The sequence below is a fragment of the Halomonas sp. DP3Y7-2 genome (assembly GCF_019800795.1).
GTDB classification, from domain to species: Bacteria; Pseudomonadota; Gammaproteobacteria; order Pseudomonadales; family Halomonadaceae; genus Halomonas; species Halomonas litopenaei_A.
In genome coordinates, this window is sequence record NZ_JAHVKJ010000002.1 from 138,890 (window position 1) to 153,437 (window position 14,548).

Sequence of the window (14,548 nt, forward strand, 5' to 3'; positions counted from 1 at the left end):
CAGGGCCACCGGGCCCCTAACCGCATGGTCGGGGCCTGGTGGTATCAGGCGAGGATATCCTCCAGCGCTTGATCCAAGGTCGGGTAGCGAAAGGTGAAGCCCTCCTCCTCAAAGCGCTGAGGCACCATCCGCGCGCCCGTCAGCAGCAACCTGGACATCTCTCCGAGTAACGTCTCAAGCACCAGCGCCGGAACCGGAAAGGGCGTTGGGCGCTTGAGATGCCGACCGATGGCCCGGGTAAACTCACGATTGGTCACCGGCTGCGGCGCACTGCCATTGAAGGGACCCGACAGATGGGGCTTTTCGATCAACCACAGCAGCATCTCCACCAAGTCCTCGCGGTGGATCCACGGCATGTATTGATCCCCCTTGCCCAGCCGTCCGCCCAGCCCGAGCTTGAAGGGCGGCAGTAGCTTCTTGAGCATGCCCCCACCCTGATCCAGCACCAGGCCAGTTCGCAGGATGGCCAGGCGTACCCCATAGGCCTCTACCCCCCTTGCCGCATCCTCCCAGCGCTGGCACAAGCGATGGACGAATTCATCATGGGGTGTCGTCTGCTCGGTCACTGGCGCAGCGTCATCGCCCCCGCCCTGATCACCGTAGTAGCCCATGGCCGAGCCACTGACCAGTACCTGCGGAGCGCTTGCGGTCTGGGACAGTTGCTCGCACAACATCACCAGCTCCTTGGTGGCGTTCACCCGAGAGTCAATGAGCCGCTCTTTCTGGCTATCGCTCCAGCGCTTGTCCGCAATCGGCTCACCGGCCAGATTGACCAGCGCAGCAGGGGGCTTGTCGACGAAGTCCAAGGCACTGCTGCGCACATCGACGCCCTCTGGCAAGGCCTTGGCCGCCTTGGCTGGCGCGCGCGACACCACCTGCACCCGATGGCCATTGTCGACCAGCCGGCGACATAGACGTTGCCCGACAAAGCCACTGCCACCCGTGATCAATACTCGCATGGACACCTCTCGTTGATCCCTCAAAGATGTGCGATCAGCGCTGACGGCTGCGCACCTGCGCTTCTCATCAGCCTAGACGTTGCGCTCACAGCTGGTCGAGAAGTTTATTTGACTCAAGTTGTACATCATTTGTACGCTTAGGTCATATCACGACACGCCGAGCTTGGGAGTCGGACATGATGCGACGACAAGTTGCCATCGTTGGAGCAGGCATCAGCGGGCTAGCCTGTGCCAATCGGCTGACAGCACTGGGTCACCGCGCCGTCCTTTTCGACAAGGGACGCGGTCCAGGTGGCCGTGCAGGTTCCAGGCGACAAGGTGAACAGTCTCTGGACCTAGGCGCTCAGCACTTCACGGCGCGACATCCCGACTTCCAGGCCGCTGTCGACACTTGGCGTGAGGCTGACATCGTGGCCCCTTGGCCCAGCATGCTGTACTGCGTCGACCACGAGCGCCAATGGCGCCCGCACCAGGACGACGAAACTCGCTACTGCGGCACCCCACGCATGAGCGCCCTGACTCGACACCTGGCGACGGGGGAAGAGGTGATCCCCTCCACCCGCATCACCCAATTGCACGAACGCTTAGATGGCTGGTGGCTGGAGGATCACCATCAGGATCTCCATGGCCCCTTCGATCACGTGGTCGTGACCGCGCCGGCTCCCCAGGCAACGCCGCTGCTGCGACCTCATGATCCGGCGCTGGCCGCCGCATGCTCGGAGATCGACATGCAGCCCTGCTGGAGTGCCTGGGTCACGTTCGACGCACCGCTATCTCTTCCCGGGGTGGACCCAGGCTGGCCGGTGGCCCGTTTCGACGAAGGCCCCATACGCCTGGCGATTCGCCACAACACCAAACCCGGCAGAGATGAAGCGGCAGAAACCGTGGTCCTGCTAGCCACCCAGCGCTGGAGCCAACAGCATCTCGAAGATGACGCATCATCGATCGCCCAGCGACTGCTCGACGCCTTCACCGATAGACTGCCAGCGGCAACCACACTGCCCGATAGCACCCTGGGGGGTGCCCATCGCTGGCGCTACGCCAACGCAGTCAACTGCCTCGGTGAGGAGGACCACCGCATCGGCGACAGCGGCCTGGTACTGGCCGGTGATGGCTGCCGAGGCGGGCGCATCGAAGATGCCTGGCTGTCCGGCAGCCATGCCGCCGAACGCCTCGTATCGCTGGTGGGCGCGCCATGAACGGGTGGCGAACCGAAGCGGGATACCGCAACATTTTCGGCACGCTGCTCACCGGCAGATACCACGCGATCATCGCTTTTTAACAGGAATCCGTTCATGTCATACGCCCTGATACTTCTCGCACACGGATCCAGCGACCCCAAGTGGCGAGCCCCATTCGAGCAATTCCGCGATGCGCTGGTGCCACGTCTGGGAACGCCCATCCGGCTGGCCTACATGGAGCTGTGCGAGCCATCCCTGGAAGCCACCGTGGCGGAACTGAGCGAGGGCGGCATTCACCAGATCGAAGTATTGCCGTTGTTCTTCGCCGCTGGCCGCCATCTGCGCAAGGATGTGCCCGCGCAGATCGACGCCCTGAAGGCGGAGCACGATCAGCTGTCGCTGACACTGCTTCCACCGGTTGGCGAACACCCGGCCTTCGTCGAAGCGCTGGCCAGTGCGGTCGCGGATCAGGTCGGGGAATCGCTCGACGCGGACCAGTAACACATGCAAACAGCGTGAGCGAAAAGCAGTAAAGCTGTTGTACACTTTGTACCGTCTGTACAGCTCGGCACTGGCTGTACCGTCGATTTGATCCAGCAGGTTCAAAGGACACGGCGCTTTCGCGCTTTTACTTCGCAACAGGACACGCATCGAGGCCCCCATGAGTCATACGGCGCCCCCCACCGAATCTCCTCTCTACCCCATCCGCGAAGTCTCGCGGTTAACCGGGGTCAATTCGGTGACCCTGCGCGCCTGGGAGCGACGGTATGGGTTGATAGAACCCCGTCGCACGCCCAAGGGGCACCGCTTGTACGCCCGCGAGGACATTGAGCGGGTCGAGCGCATCCTGCAATGGCTGAATCGCGGCGTGCCCGTCAGTCAGGTCAAGGACCTGCTGGCGCAACCCGAGCCGGCCGAACCTGCCCCCACCGCGGCAGGCGACTGGCCAAGTCAACGCCGGCAGGTACTGAGTGCGGTAGACGCGTTGGACATGGACCACCTGGACAGCCTCTATCAGCAGGCACTGGCGCTGTATCCGGTCGGTACCTGCCTGACCGAGCTATGGCAGCCGGTGGTCCTGGAACTCGAAGAGCGCTGGGAGGGGCAGCTGGGTGCCGCGCTGCAGCGACGCACACTGGAGAGCTTCCTGCGCACCCGTATCGGCATTCGGCTGTTTCACGCCAACCGAATCGCCCGAGGCCCCACTCTGCTGCTGGATACCTTGCCTGACGATGATGGCGCGCTATGGACGCTGATGATGGCGCTGGCCGCCAGCGAGAGGGGCTATCGCATTGTGCTGATGGATGATCCTCTCCCCTTCACCGACTTGCCCCTGGCTCTCGAGCGCCTGCGTCCTGGCGCAGTGGTGCTGTGCAGCGGCAAGGCAGAGCGTGCAGACGTGGTGCGCCGACTGCTGCCGCGCCTGGCCGAGCAGCTCGATACCACGCTGGCATTGTGTGGTCCCGTTGCGCGCATCAGGGCCGCGGAATTGCAGGATAGCGAGATTGAGGTGCTGGGTGACGACATTCCCATGGCGCTTGATCGTTTGAGGCCGCTGATCCGCCAGCACTGATCCAACAGTACTGGTCCATCAACACCGGATCATCAGCACCGGTCCATCAATACCGATCCATCAATACCGAGGGCGCCCCTTTGTAGGCGAGAAGCGCCGCCCAACGCTTCTCGCCAGACCTCCTCGCTAGTGCTCCAACGTCCGGCCAGCCATCGTCTGCCGACGCCCAACCCTCCATGACCGATCCTTCAACACGAGGAGGCCACTCCATGCCTGTCACCCTGGTCTGGTTCCGAACGGACCTGAGAGTCCACGACAATACCGCCCTGTTCCATGCCAGCCAGCGGGGTCCCGTCATCGCGGTATTTCTTCACGCCCAGGAGCAATGGCGCGAACACGGACATGGAGACAACAAGCTCGACTTCATCGCGCGCGGTGTCGAAGCACTGGGAGAATCCCTGGCACAGCGCAATATCCCGCTGATCCAGCTCGACACGCCCACCTTCAAGGAAGCGCCCGAGGCGCTGATGCGCCTGGCCGACGAGCTCGGCGCAGATGCGCTGTACTTCAATCGCGAGTACCCGCTGGACGAATGGCAACGTGACCAGGCGTTACTGGAGGCTAGCGACAACAGCGACCTGGAGGTGCGTGCCTTCCGCGATGCAGTGGCCTTCAGCCCAGGCGAGCTGCTCACCGGCAAGGGCGACTACTATGGCGTGTTTACCCCCTTCTCGAAAGCCTGGCACAAGGCCATCAGCAGCGAACGCCTCGAGGTGCTGGACGCGCCTGCCAAGCAATCACCGGTGGAAGTGTCAGCAACAGCCCGTCAGCGCACTCGCTACGATGACAAGGCGGTCGATGGCCGCCGGTGGCCGGCAGGAGAAGAGGCTGCCGCGGACCGTCTATCGGCCTTCCTGAGCGGATCCATCAGCAGCCCTGGGAAACGCTACAAGGAGGACCGCGACTTCCCGGCCAAGCGAGGCACCAGCGAGCTGTCTCCTTACCTGGCCATGGGCATGATCTCCTGGCGCCAGTGCATGCAGGCCGTCATCTCGATCAATGACGGCAGCCTGAGCGATGGCGACAAGGGCCTGACGACCTGGGTCAGCGAGCTGATCTGGCGCGAGTTCTACCAGCATGTGGCCGTGGGCTTCCCCAGGGTCTGTCGATACCGCGCCTTCCAACGTCATACAGAAGCCCTTAAGTGGCGCGACGCCGACGATGATTTCGCCGCCTGGTGTGAAGGGCGTACCGGCTACCCTCTGGTCGACGCCGCCATGCGCCAGCTGGTCTCGACCGGGTGGATGCACAACCGATTGCGCATGGTGACCGCCATGTTTCTCACCAAGCACCTGCTGATCGACTGGCGCCGCGGCGAGCGCTTCTTCCTCGAACACCTGGTCGACGGGGAGTTTGCGGCCAACAACGGAGGCTGGCAGTGGGCTGCTTCGACGGGCACCGATGCCGCCCCGTACTTCCGCATCTTCAACCCCACGACCCAATCCGAACGCTTCGACCCCGACGGCAACTTCATTGCCCACTGGCTGCCGGAGCTGGCTGACCTCCCGGCACGCCAGCGCCACGCCCCATCCTCGGATCTCCTCAGCAGCAACGACTATCCTCGACCGATTGTCGAGCACAAGGCGGCTCGCGAACGAGCGCTCGAGGCCTTCAAGTCATTGTCCAAGGATGACTAGGGCAGACGCGAGCACCGACAGGGAGACCACGATGATCGACGACCCGCAGCTGGCAGCCTTCTGCGACACCTTTAATAAGCTGGACAAAACCTGTACAGAAAAGCTATACAGTATATATTCTGATGACATCGTGTTCATCGACCCGCTCCACCGGGTCAACGGCATCAACAACCTGAAGGCTGATTTCGATGCCATGTATGCCAACGTGATCACGTGCCAGTTCGACTTCAGGCATGCTGTGCGTGAGGCACAACATGGGTTCGTGACCTGGACCATGGCACTGCAGCATCGGCGTCTGGCACGGGGGAAACCTATCGCCGTGGAGGGCTGCTCGGCGCTGACCTTTGCCTCCGGCGAAGGCGGCAAGGTGATTCGCCATCAGGACTATTTCGACGCCGGAGCACTGCTGTACGAACGCCTGCCCCTACTGGGAATGCTGGTTCGCCGAATCAAGCGTATCGCGGCAGGTTGAAACCCTGACCAGCCATCCCACGTAGCTGGCAGTCAGCAGCATCTGGTACCAGCAACAGTGAGGATGACATGGCTCGCGACCCCAACCCACAGCGCATATGGCTCACCGGTGCCACTTCAGGCATCGGCGAAGCGCTGGCACAGCGCCTGCTGGACGATGGCCACCGGGTGGCACTGACCTCCCGCAGCCGCTCAGGCCTTGAAACGTTGGCCGGCCAGCGCGACAACGCACTGCTGGTGCCCGCAGACGTCACCGACCTGCAGGCGATGAAGGACGCAGCAGCCGTCATCGCTGATGCCTTCGATGGCCTCGACATGGTGATCTTCAATGCCGGCACCTGCGTCTACCTGGACGGCGGTCGCGTCGATACCTCGCTGGTAAGAGACAATTTCGATCCCAACTTCTTTGGCACCATTCACGCACTGGAAGCGGCGCTGCCGCTGCTGCATCAGGCCCGCGACCAAGGTTCACGCCCGCTGATCGCCGTCACCTCCAGCGCCTCGGCCTATCTTCCCCTGCCCAGGGCCGAAGCCTACGGCGCCTCCAAGGCGGCGCTCACCTACTTCTGCGAATCATTGCGCCTCGACCTGGCCCATCAGCAGATTGATGTCAGCGTCATTCACCCTGGCTTCGTCAAGACCCCACTGACCGAGCGCAACGACTTCCCCATGCCCATGGCCGTGACCCCGGAAAAGGCCGCGAAGGCCATTCTCGAGGGACTCTCGGCGCGCCGCCGAGACATTCACTTCCCTCGCCGCTTTACCTACCTGGTCAAGCTGCTGGGCGTCATGCCCCTGCGCCTGAGGGTCGCGATCGGCAAGCGGCTGGTGCGACGCGAACACGATACCGAGATGTCTTCACAGCAGGAGAACGACGGATGACCCGACCTGAACCCGGGCCACACGCACAACGTATTGCAGTGATTGGTGGCGGCATCAGCGGGCTATCAGCGGCCCGCTACCTGAGTGCCCGTCACCAGGTCACCCTGTTTGAAGCAGCGGATCGCCTGGGCGGCCACACGGCTACCGTCGATGTCGAGGTGGACGGTCAAGATTACGCCATCGACACCGGATTCATCGTCTTTAACGACAGGACCTACCCCCACTTCCAGCGCCTGCTCGATCATCTCGACGTTGTCTACCAGCCCACCGAAATGAGCTTTTCGGTGCATCGCACTGACGTCGACTTCGAATACAACGGCCACACCTTGGCCTCGCTTTTCGCCCAGCGCCGAAACCTGCTGAGACCCTCGTTCTACCGGTTGCTGGGACAGATAGTGCGCTTCAACCGCCAGGCGATTCATGACCTTGCCAACCATGACGCAAATGCAGATCCTGACCCGCTGCTGCTGCCGCTAGGCGACTACCTGGACCGCGAAGGCTTTAGTGAAGACTTCCAGCGCCACTACTTGCTGCCCATGGGCGGCGCGATCTGGTCCGCCAGCCTGGCCGACATTCGCGCTTTCTCGACGCGCTTCTTCCTGCGTTTCTTTCATCATCATGGGCTGCTATCGATCAACGACAGGCCTCAGTGGTTCACCATCAAGGGCGGCTCCCGCACCTATATTGACCGCCTGACTGCGCCCTACGCCGACAGCATCCGGCTGGCCACTCCCGTCCATGGCATTCGCCGGGAAGCCGATGCCGTCGTCATCCGCACGCACAGCGGCGAAGAGCGCTTCGACCAGCTGGTCCTGGCCTGTCATGCGGACCAGGCCCTGGCACTACTGGAGGATCCGAGCCCGGCGGAGCGCGAGATACTTTCCGCCCTGCCCTATGCAGACAACGAGGTCGTGCTGCACACCGACACTCGGCTGCTGCCACGCCGGTCACGCGCCTGGGCCAGCTGGAATTACCGTCTTGATGGCCGCGCCGACAGCGCGAACGTCTCGGTTACCTACGCCATGAACATCCTGCAACGACTTGAGGCGCCGCATACCTTTTGTGTGACCCTCAATGACAGCGACAGCATCGCCGCCGACAAGGTACTTGGACGCTTCACCTACGCACACCCTCAGTTCACCCAGGCAGGTGCACTGGCCCAGGCTCGCCACGCCGAGATTTCCGGCACAAAGGGTCGCACCCACTTCTGCGGAGCTTACTGGCGTCATGGGTTCCATGAAGATGGCGTCTGGAGCGCCTTGCGGGTGGCCCAGGCGCTGGGCTGTGACGAGCTCGACCATGAGCGTCTCAGGGAGGCGACGTCATGATCACGACGCCGCGCTCGCGCATCTATCGTGGCACCCTGCGTCATCGCCGCTTTCTGCCTCGCCAGCACTCCTTCGACTATCGCGTGTGGATGGCGTTGCTGGACCTGGATGAGCTCCCCGCACTGTTCGATGGTGTGCCCGGCTTCAGTGCCAGGCGGCCCGCACTGGCACGTTTCCGCCGGGAAGACTACCTGCCCGCCCGAGGCCAGCAACTGTCACTGGCAGAGGCCGCCAGGGAAGAGGTGCGCGAGCGTCTGGGAGCCGCCCCAGAGGGACGCGTCACCCTGCTGACGCAACTGTCGTCGCCCTGGGTCAGCTTCAATCCCATATCGCTCTACTACCTCTATCACCCTGCCGACGAGACAGGAGAGGAGCGGCTCGGCGCGGTGCTGGGAGAGGTCACCAATACCCCCTGGAGAGAGCGAACCCGATACGCCAGCGCAGTGGATGGCAGCCGCCACACGCATCGCGCGGCGTTCGACAAGGACCTTCACGTTTCGCCCTTCCTGCCCATGGGCATGACCTATCAGTGGCGCTTCAACAGTCCCGGAGAGGCGCTGTTCATGCACATGGAAACCTGGCGAGACGAGCAGCGCCATTTTGATGCCACGCTCACCCTGGAAGGCCAGCCTGCTACGCGCGGTGCCCTCATATCGACGCTGGCACGCCAGCCCTGGATGGCCACCAAGACACTGGCCGCCATCCATTGGGAGGCGCTCAAGCTGTGGCTCAAGGGCGTTCCCTTGCACGATCATCCGCCCCCCGCAGAGGGTGCCACGCCTCAGCCAAGGGAGAGTCAGTCATGACCTTGACCACACGCCAGTCCAGCGCCAGCGATACTGCACCGCCGCCCCCGTCAAGCGGCTCTCGGTTAGCCCAAGGAGTCCAGGACATGACCACCCTGAGAACACAGCACCACGCTATCGCCAGCAGCGAAGAAGGCAGACTGTCGCGTTGGCTGAAGCCTCGCGTGCTGGGCCACTTGGCCAAGCTCAAGCACGGCCACATCACGCTCATCGATGGTCACGAACGCCACCTTCTCGGCGAGGACGGCGAGCTGTCCGTTACCCTGGTGGTGCGTCACAGTCGCGCCTGGAAGCGTATGGCCATGGGCGGCTCGGTGGGTGCTGCGGAAGCTTACATGGAAGGCGATTGGGACGTTGACGATCTGGTCGGATTGATTCGCCTGTTCGCCCTCAACATCGATCAGGTCAATGACGACGTGGAAAGGGGGGTCGCCAGCCTTGGCCGACTCCTGCTGTCGGGGCTGCTGCGACTGCAGCGCAACAGCCGCAAGGGCGCCAAGCGCAACATCGCGGCGCACTACGACATCGGCAACGACCTGTTCGAGACGTTCCTCGACCGCGAGCACTGGATGTATTCCAGCGCCGTCTTCCCAAGCCCGGATGCCAGCCTGGAGGAAGCCTCGACCCACAAGCTGGACGTCATGCTCGACAAGCTGGATGTGCAGCCCCATCACCACCTTCTCGAGATTGGTACCGGCTGGGGCGGGCTGGCCATTCATGCCGCCAAAACCCGCGGCTGCCGCGTCACCACGACCACGATCTCCGAGGAACAGTATCAACATACGGCGCGTCGACTGGCCGAAGAGGGGCTGGACGACCAGGTCACGCTGTTGAAACAGGACTACCGGGAACTGAGCGGTCGCTATGACCGGATCGTCTCGGTGGAAATGATCGAGGCCGTCGGCGCCGACTACCTGCCGCTGTACCTGAAGACACTCGATACGTTGCTCGCCCCACGCGGGCTGGTGCTGTTGCAAGCCATTACCGTACGGGACCAGCGCTACGAGGCAGCGCGCAAGGAAATGGACTTCATCAAGCGCTATATCTTTCCGGGTGGTTTCCTGCCTTCACCGACCGTGCTGCTCACCCAGCTGACGCGACACACGTCCCTGAACCTGATCGATCTGGATGATATAGGCATGCACTATGCTCGCACCCTGCGCGAGTGGCGCCACCGCTTTGAAGCCAATCTGGATCGTGTCGCACGGCTGGGCTATGACGAGCGCTTCATTCGCATGTGGCGCTACTACCTGTGCTACTGCGAAGCCGCCTTCCTGGAGCGCACCATCAGCACCTGTCACCTGCTGCTGGCCAAGCCCGATGCGCGTCCTCCGACCCGGCTCGGAAGGCCGTAATCTTGGCCCGCTCTCGGACAACCTGGCCTTGGCTTGCGCTCAATGCGGCTGGCTTCCAGCTGGGTTGGCTGGCCTGCGTCATCGGCGGTGCGGGCGTGGGCGGCATCGTCGGCGGCGTGGTGCTCGCGGCTCATCTCCTTTGCATGGCGCGCCCAGGGGAGTGGCGCTGGCTGGTCATCTTCGGGCTGACGGGGCTTGCCATCGACGGTAGCCTGGCGCTACTGGGGGGCTATCGCTTTGCGCCTGAAGACGTCCGGGTGGGACCGCTGGCGCTGTGGCTTTTGTGGCTGTGGCCTCTTTTCGCCATGCTGATTCATCACTCGCTCTACTGGCTGTGGGCGCGTCCCTGGCTGGCAGCGCTGGGAGGAGCCATCAGTGCCCCGCTGTCCTATTTCGGCGGTGCCAAGCTGGCAGGGGTAGCGCTAGCCCCGTGGCTACTGCCGAGCCAGGCCGTGATCTGGGCGCTGATCTGCCTGACGGTCAGCCTGGCGGCGGCTCGTGGCTACCTCACGCCACCGCCTGGCGAGAACCGCTCTCCAGCGGCTGACTGACGCTCTCGCGCCATAGCGCCTCCAGCTCATGAGCCGGCATGGGTCGCGCGTAGAAGTAGCCCTGGACCTCATCACATCCAACCTGCCGCAGATAGTCACGCTGTTCGGCGGTTTCCACCCCCTCTGCCACCACCTCCAGGCCCAGTCCCCTGGCCATGGCCATCACCGCATCGACGATGGCGGCGTCGGCGGTTTCGTGGGGCAGAGCCTTGACGAAGGCTCGGTCCAGCTTGAGCTTGTCCAGCGGCAGCTCCTTGAGATACCCCAGCGACGAATACCCCGTACCGAAGTCATCGATGGCGATACGATGCCCAAGATCCCTCAAGCGCTCCAGCCTGGGCGCGATGTCGCCGCCACGATCATCCAGCAGCACTGACTCGGTCAGCTCCAGCCCCAGCCAGTGAGAGTCGACTTCGTGGCGTGCGCGTCCCGTGGCAAGGGTCTTTTCCAGGTCCCCCTGGAACAGCTGCATGGCCGAAATGTTGATCCACACCGGCAACAGCGGCAGTCCACGCGAGCGCCAATGGGCGAGCTGTGTCAGCGCCTGGTGGATCACCCAGTCCCCCAGAGGGGCCATGAGGCCGTGACGCTCTGCCAGGGGAATGAACTCGGCCGGTGACACCAGCCCATCGCGTGGATGGCGCCAGCGAAGCAAGGCTTCCATGCCGACCATGGCCTCATCGGACAGTCGATGCTGGGGCTGATAGTGAAGCTCCAGCTGGCCACCCTGAGCGAGGGCTTCGCGCAGGTCATTGAGCAGCGCCAGGTTGGGGCTGTCGCTGACGTCCAATGCCGGCCGAAACCTCAGGCACAGATTGCCGCCGCGTCGCCGCGCGGAGACCAGCGCGGACTCCAGTCGCTGGAACAGCACACCATCATTGTCGCCGTCCTCGGGGGCACGACAGCTGCCAATGGTAATGCCCAGGCGCAGGGTGCTTCCGTCGATCTGAAATGGCTCCCCCAGGTGTGCCTTCAATCCCTCGATCCAGCCCTCGTGGTCATCGTACGTGGTGGTACGCAGGACCATGAATTCATCTCCGCCCAGTCGACCGACCACGCCGCCGGCCACATGACCGGCCAATCTTTTGCCGAAACGCGCAAGCAGGCGATCTCCGGCACTGACGCCCAGGCTCTCGTTGATCTCGCGAAAGCCGTCAATATCGATGAGGGCCAGGTCCAGGCTTTCTCCTGCTCGCAGGTGACGCAGACGAGAAGACAGCAGCTCATGTAGCCGAAAACGGTTGGGCAGGCCGGTCAATGGATCCTCCCGCCCGATGCGTCGCAGGTCCTGCTCTCGCGCCTTGCGCAGAGATATGTCGGTGAAGGTGGCAATGTGGTGCTCGGGATGGCCACGGGCATCGGAGATCACCTGAACCTCCAGCCACATCGGATACTCATTGCCATCCTTGCGCCGCTGCCACAGCTCACCTTCCCAATGACCTGTGCTGGTCAAGGCCTGCCAGAAACGTTCAAAGAAGGCGCTGTCATGGCGCGCCGCCGCCAGATTGCTGGCGCTCAGCCCCTGAACCTCTGTCAGCTCATAGCCCGATAGTTCGGTGAAGGCCGGATTGACCGCCTGTATCTGATGCTGAGCGTCGGTAATCATCACCGCTTCGCCGGACTGACGCATCACCTGCTCGGTCAGCCGCGCGCGGCGTTGCTCGAGCTTGATCTGGCGCCAGCCATCCCACAGCGCCACCGCCATCAGTACGACGGCACCGAGCCGCAACGACACGCTGGGCAGCCATAAAATCGCCGACATGGCGCAGAGCCCGAGCCAGATCAGCGGGCGGTTAAAGGAGAGACGAGGCCACATGGTCGATACGGACTCCCGCTGGAGAGAACAGGCGAAATTGCTGTCCTATCGTTATCGGCCGACAGTAGGAAATCTGTAGTGCAAGATTCCTTTTCCGAGCAACCACGACCATGATCGAAGGTCCACGGGGTGCATTCGGCCCCCACGAACAGTAGACTAGGCAGGCCGCGTGGCGGCAGATTGCCGTACGCGGCGTACATCACTTCGACTCTCGGAACGCTCCAGTGACCAAGCAACACTCTTTTGATCGCGATGAACTGCTGGCTTGCAGCCGCGGTGAGCTGTTCGGCCCGGGCAATGCCCAGCTGCCGGCCCCCAACATGCTGATGCTCGACCGCATCACGCGCATTTACGAAGAGGGTGGCGAGTACGGAAAGGGCGAACTGATCGCCGAGCTCGATATCCGCCCCGACCTGTGGTTCTTCGACTGCCATTTCCCGGGTGACCCCGTCATGCCTGGCTGTCTCGGCCTCGATGCCATGTGGCAGCTGGTGGGCTTCTACCTTGGCTGGCTCGGCCATCCCGGACGTGGCCGGGCACTGGGCTGTGGTGAGGTCAAGTTCAGCGGGCAGATCATGCCTGAAGCCCAGAAGGTTACCTATCGCATCAATATCAAGCGCGTCATCACCCGCCGCCTGATTCTGGGCATGGCGGACGGCACTGTCTCCGTCGATGGCCGCGATATCTATCAGGCCAATGACCTGCGCGTCGGCCTGTTCACCTCCACCGCGAATTTCTGATCAGGAGGCTTCCATGCGACGAGTGGTAGTCACCGGCCTGGGTATCGTGTCCTGCCTGGGCAATGACCGGCAGCAGGTACTCGAGGCACTCAAGAACGGCCAATCCGGCATTCGCTTCAAGGAAGAATACGCCGAGCGCGGCTTCCGCAGCCAGGTGGCGGGCGTGGTCGATATCGACCTGGACTCCCTGGTGGACCGCAAGCTGCGCCGCTTCATGGGCGATGCCGCCGCTTACGCCTATGTTTCCATGGCTCAGGCCATCGAAGACTCTGGCCTCAGCCCGGAGCAGGTTTCCAATGAACGTACCGGCCTGATCGCCGGCTCCGGCGGTGCTTCCAGCGCCAACCAGGTGGAAGCCGCCGATGTCATGCGTGAGAAAGGCCTGCGCCGCGTTGGTCCTTACCGTGTCACCCGGACCATGGGCAGCACTGTGTCCGCCTGCCTGGCGACCCCGTTCAAGATCAAGGGCGTCAACTATTCCATCTCTTCCGCCTGTGCGACCTCTGCACACTGCATCGGCTCAGCGATGGAGCAGATTCAACTCGGCAAGCAGGACGTGGTCTTTGCCGGTGGCGGCGAAGAAGAGCACTGGACTTTATCGTGCCTGTTCGACGCCATGGGCGCCTTGTCCACCAGCTACAACGACGCTCCGGCAACCGCCTCTCGCCCCTATGACAAGTCTCGCGATGGCTTCGTCATCGCCGGTGGCGGGGGCATGCTGGTACTCGAGGAGCTCGAACACGCCAAGGCCCGTGGCGCCAAGATCTATGCCGAGGTAGTGGGCTACGGCGCCACCTCCGACGGCAAGGACATGGTGGCTCCCTCCGGCGAAGGCGCCGTGCGCTGCATGCGCCAGGCCATGGCCACCGTGGATGGCGACATCGACTACATCAACACCCACGGCACCTCCACGCCGGTAGGGGATGTGGCCGAGCTGAAGGCGGTGCGCGAAGTGTTCGGCGACAGCACTCCGGCGATGAGCTCCACCAAGTCACTGACCGGGCACTCGCTGGGCGCCACCGGGGTGCAGGAAGCGATCTACTCGCTGCTGATGATGGAGCATGATTTCATCGCTGCCTCCGCCAATGTCAGTGATCTGGACGATGAAGCCCAGGGCTTCGACATCGTCACTCAGCGCCGCGATGGCGTGAAGCTTGACCGGGTGCTCTCCAACAGCTTCGGCTTTGGCGGCACCAATGCCTGCCTGGTACTTCAGCGCTACAGCGACTGATACTTCCTCTAAGCCGTC

At 63.0% G+C, this 14,548-nt stretch carries 14 protein-coding genes; 12 read left to right on the plus strand and 2 right to left on the minus strand.

The window, feature by feature from the left end; translation table 11 throughout:
- Positions 1 to 44 precede the first annotated feature (44 nt).
- Positions 45 to 959, minus strand: a complete 915-nt coding sequence (locus KUV45_RS03890; RefSeq protein ID WP_222164129.1) for a TIGR01777 family oxidoreductase — start codon at positions 957 to 959, stop codon at positions 45 to 47.
- A gap of 176 nt (positions 960 to 1,135) precedes the next feature.
- Between KUV45_RS03890 and KUV45_RS03895 the strand changes: the two genes are divergently transcribed.
- From KUV45_RS03895 to KUV45_RS03940, 10 genes are all read left to right on the plus strand, one after another.
- Entirely contained in the window at positions 1,136 to 2,158 is a 1,023-nt protein-coding gene (locus KUV45_RS03895) for an NAD(P)/FAD-dependent oxidoreductase (protein WP_222164130.1), read from the plus strand.
- Positions 2,159 to 2,254: 96 nt separating this feature from the next.
- Entirely contained in the window at positions 2,255 to 2,641 is a 387-nt protein-coding gene (locus KUV45_RS03900) for a sirohydrochlorin chelatase (protein ID WP_206944141.1), read from the plus strand.
- Positions 2,642 to 2,801: 160 nt separating this feature from the next.
- The gene (locus KUV45_RS03905) at positions 2,802 to 3,713 is read left to right on the plus strand and encodes a MerR family transcriptional regulator (protein WP_222164131.1); all 912 of its coding nucleotides are present in this window, start codon (positions 2,802 to 2,804) and stop codon (positions 3,711 to 3,713) included.
- A gap of 209 nt (positions 3,714 to 3,922) precedes the next feature.
- Positions 3,923 to 5,350, plus strand: a complete 1,428-nt coding sequence (gene phrB, locus KUV45_RS03910) for a deoxyribodipyrimidine photo-lyase (protein WP_222164132.1) — start codon at positions 3,923 to 3,925, stop codon at positions 5,348 to 5,350.
- A 31-nt stretch (positions 5,351 to 5,381) separates the two neighbouring features.
- Positions 5,382 to 5,822, plus strand: coding sequence for a nuclear transport factor 2 family protein (locus KUV45_RS03915; protein WP_222164133.1), 441 nt, complete (start codon positions 5,382 to 5,384; stop codon positions 5,820 to 5,822).
- A 68-nt stretch (positions 5,823 to 5,890) separates the two neighbouring features.
- Complete coding sequence (locus KUV45_RS03920; RefSeq protein WP_222164134.1) at positions 5,891 to 6,703, plus strand: SDR family oxidoreductase; 813 nt, start codon at positions 5,891 to 5,893, stop codon at positions 6,701 to 6,703.
- A complete protein-coding gene (locus KUV45_RS03925) occupies positions 6,700 to 8,031 on the plus strand; it encodes an NAD(P)/FAD-dependent oxidoreductase (protein WP_222164135.1) in 1,332 nt (443 codons plus the stop codon). The genes KUV45_RS03920 and KUV45_RS03925 overlap by 4 nt, the downstream gene beginning before the upstream one ends.
- A complete protein-coding gene (locus KUV45_RS03930) occupies positions 8,028 to 8,837 on the plus strand; it encodes a DUF1365 domain-containing protein (protein WP_222164136.1) in 810 nt (269 codons plus the stop codon). Before KUV45_RS03925 ends, KUV45_RS03930 begins: the two co-directional genes overlap by 4 nt.
- Positions 8,838 to 8,923: 86 nt before the next feature.
- Positions 8,924 to 10,192, plus strand: a complete 1,269-nt coding sequence (locus tag KUV45_RS03935; protein WP_206944154.1) for a cyclopropane-fatty-acyl-phospholipid synthase family protein — start codon at positions 8,924 to 8,926, stop codon at positions 10,190 to 10,192.
- A gap of 2 nt (positions 10,193 to 10,194) precedes the next feature.
- Complete coding sequence (locus KUV45_RS03940; protein WP_222164137.1) at positions 10,195 to 10,743, plus strand: DUF2878 family protein; 549 nt, start codon at positions 10,195 to 10,197, stop codon at positions 10,741 to 10,743.
- On the opposite strand, the gene KUV45_RS03945 is transcribed toward KUV45_RS03940, so the two are convergent.
- A complete protein-coding gene (locus tag KUV45_RS03945; protein ID WP_206944158.1) occupies positions 10,700 to 12,559 on the minus strand; it encodes a bifunctional diguanylate cyclase/phosphodiesterase in 1,860 nt (619 codons plus the stop codon). The two genes, KUV45_RS03940 and KUV45_RS03945, sit on opposite strands and share 44 nt — an antisense overlap.
- Positions 12,560 to 12,783: 224 nt before the next feature.
- On the opposite strand from KUV45_RS03945, the gene fabA reads away from it, so the two are divergent.
- Entirely contained in the window at positions 12,784 to 13,299 is a 516-nt protein-coding gene (gene fabA, locus KUV45_RS03950; RefSeq protein ID WP_206944160.1) for a 3-hydroxyacyl-[acyl-carrier-protein] dehydratase FabA, read from the plus strand.
- A gap of 13 nt (positions 13,300 to 13,312) precedes the next feature.
- Positions 13,313 to 14,530 (plus strand): beta-ketoacyl-ACP synthase I, encoded by a 1,218-nt coding sequence (gene fabB, locus KUV45_RS03955; RefSeq protein WP_222164138.1) that lies wholly within the window; start codon positions 13,313 to 13,315, stop codon positions 14,528 to 14,530.
- Positions 14,531 to 14,548 lie beyond the last annotated feature (18 nt).

Excerpts from the sequence above, each read along its gene's own strand:
- KUV45_RS03890 (WP_222164129.1), bottom strand. The coding sequence starts at position 959 with ATGCGAGTATTGATCACGGGTGGCAGTGGCTTTGTCGGGCAACGTCTA.
- KUV45_RS03895 (WP_222164130.1), top strand. The coding sequence starts at position 1,136 with ATGATGCGACGACAAGTTGCCATCGTTGGAGCAGGCATCAGCGGGCTA.
- KUV45_RS03900 (WP_206944141.1), top strand. The coding sequence starts at position 2,255 with ATGTCATACGCCCTGATACTTCTCGCACACGGATCCAGCGACCCCAAG.
- KUV45_RS03905 (WP_222164131.1), top strand. The coding sequence starts at position 2,802 with ATGAGTCATACGGCGCCCCCCACCGAATCTCCTCTCTACCCCATCCGC.
- phrB (WP_222164132.1), top strand. The coding sequence starts at position 3,923 with ATGCCTGTCACCCTGGTCTGGTTCCGAACGGACCTGAGAGTCCACGAC.
- KUV45_RS03915 (WP_222164133.1), top strand. The coding sequence starts at position 5,382 with ATGATCGACGACCCGCAGCTGGCAGCCTTCTGCGACACCTTTAATAAG.
- KUV45_RS03920 (WP_222164134.1), top strand. The coding sequence starts at position 5,891 with ATGGCTCGCGACCCCAACCCACAGCGCATATGGCTCACCGGTGCCACT.
- KUV45_RS03925 (WP_222164135.1), top strand. The coding sequence starts at position 6,700 with ATGACCCGACCTGAACCCGGGCCACACGCACAACGTATTGCAGTGATT.
- KUV45_RS03930 (WP_222164136.1), top strand. The coding sequence starts at position 8,028 with ATGATCACGACGCCGCGCTCGCGCATCTATCGTGGCACCCTGCGTCAT.
- KUV45_RS03935 (WP_206944154.1), top strand. The coding sequence starts at position 8,924 with ATGACCACCCTGAGAACACAGCACCACGCTATCGCCAGCAGCGAAGAA.
- KUV45_RS03945 (WP_206944158.1), bottom strand. The coding sequence starts at position 12,559 with ATGTGGCCTCGTCTCTCCTTTAACCGCCCGCTGATCTGGCTCGGGCTC.
- fabB (WP_222164138.1), top strand. The coding sequence starts at position 13,313 with ATGCGACGAGTGGTAGTCACCGGCCTGGGTATCGTGTCCTGCCTGGGC.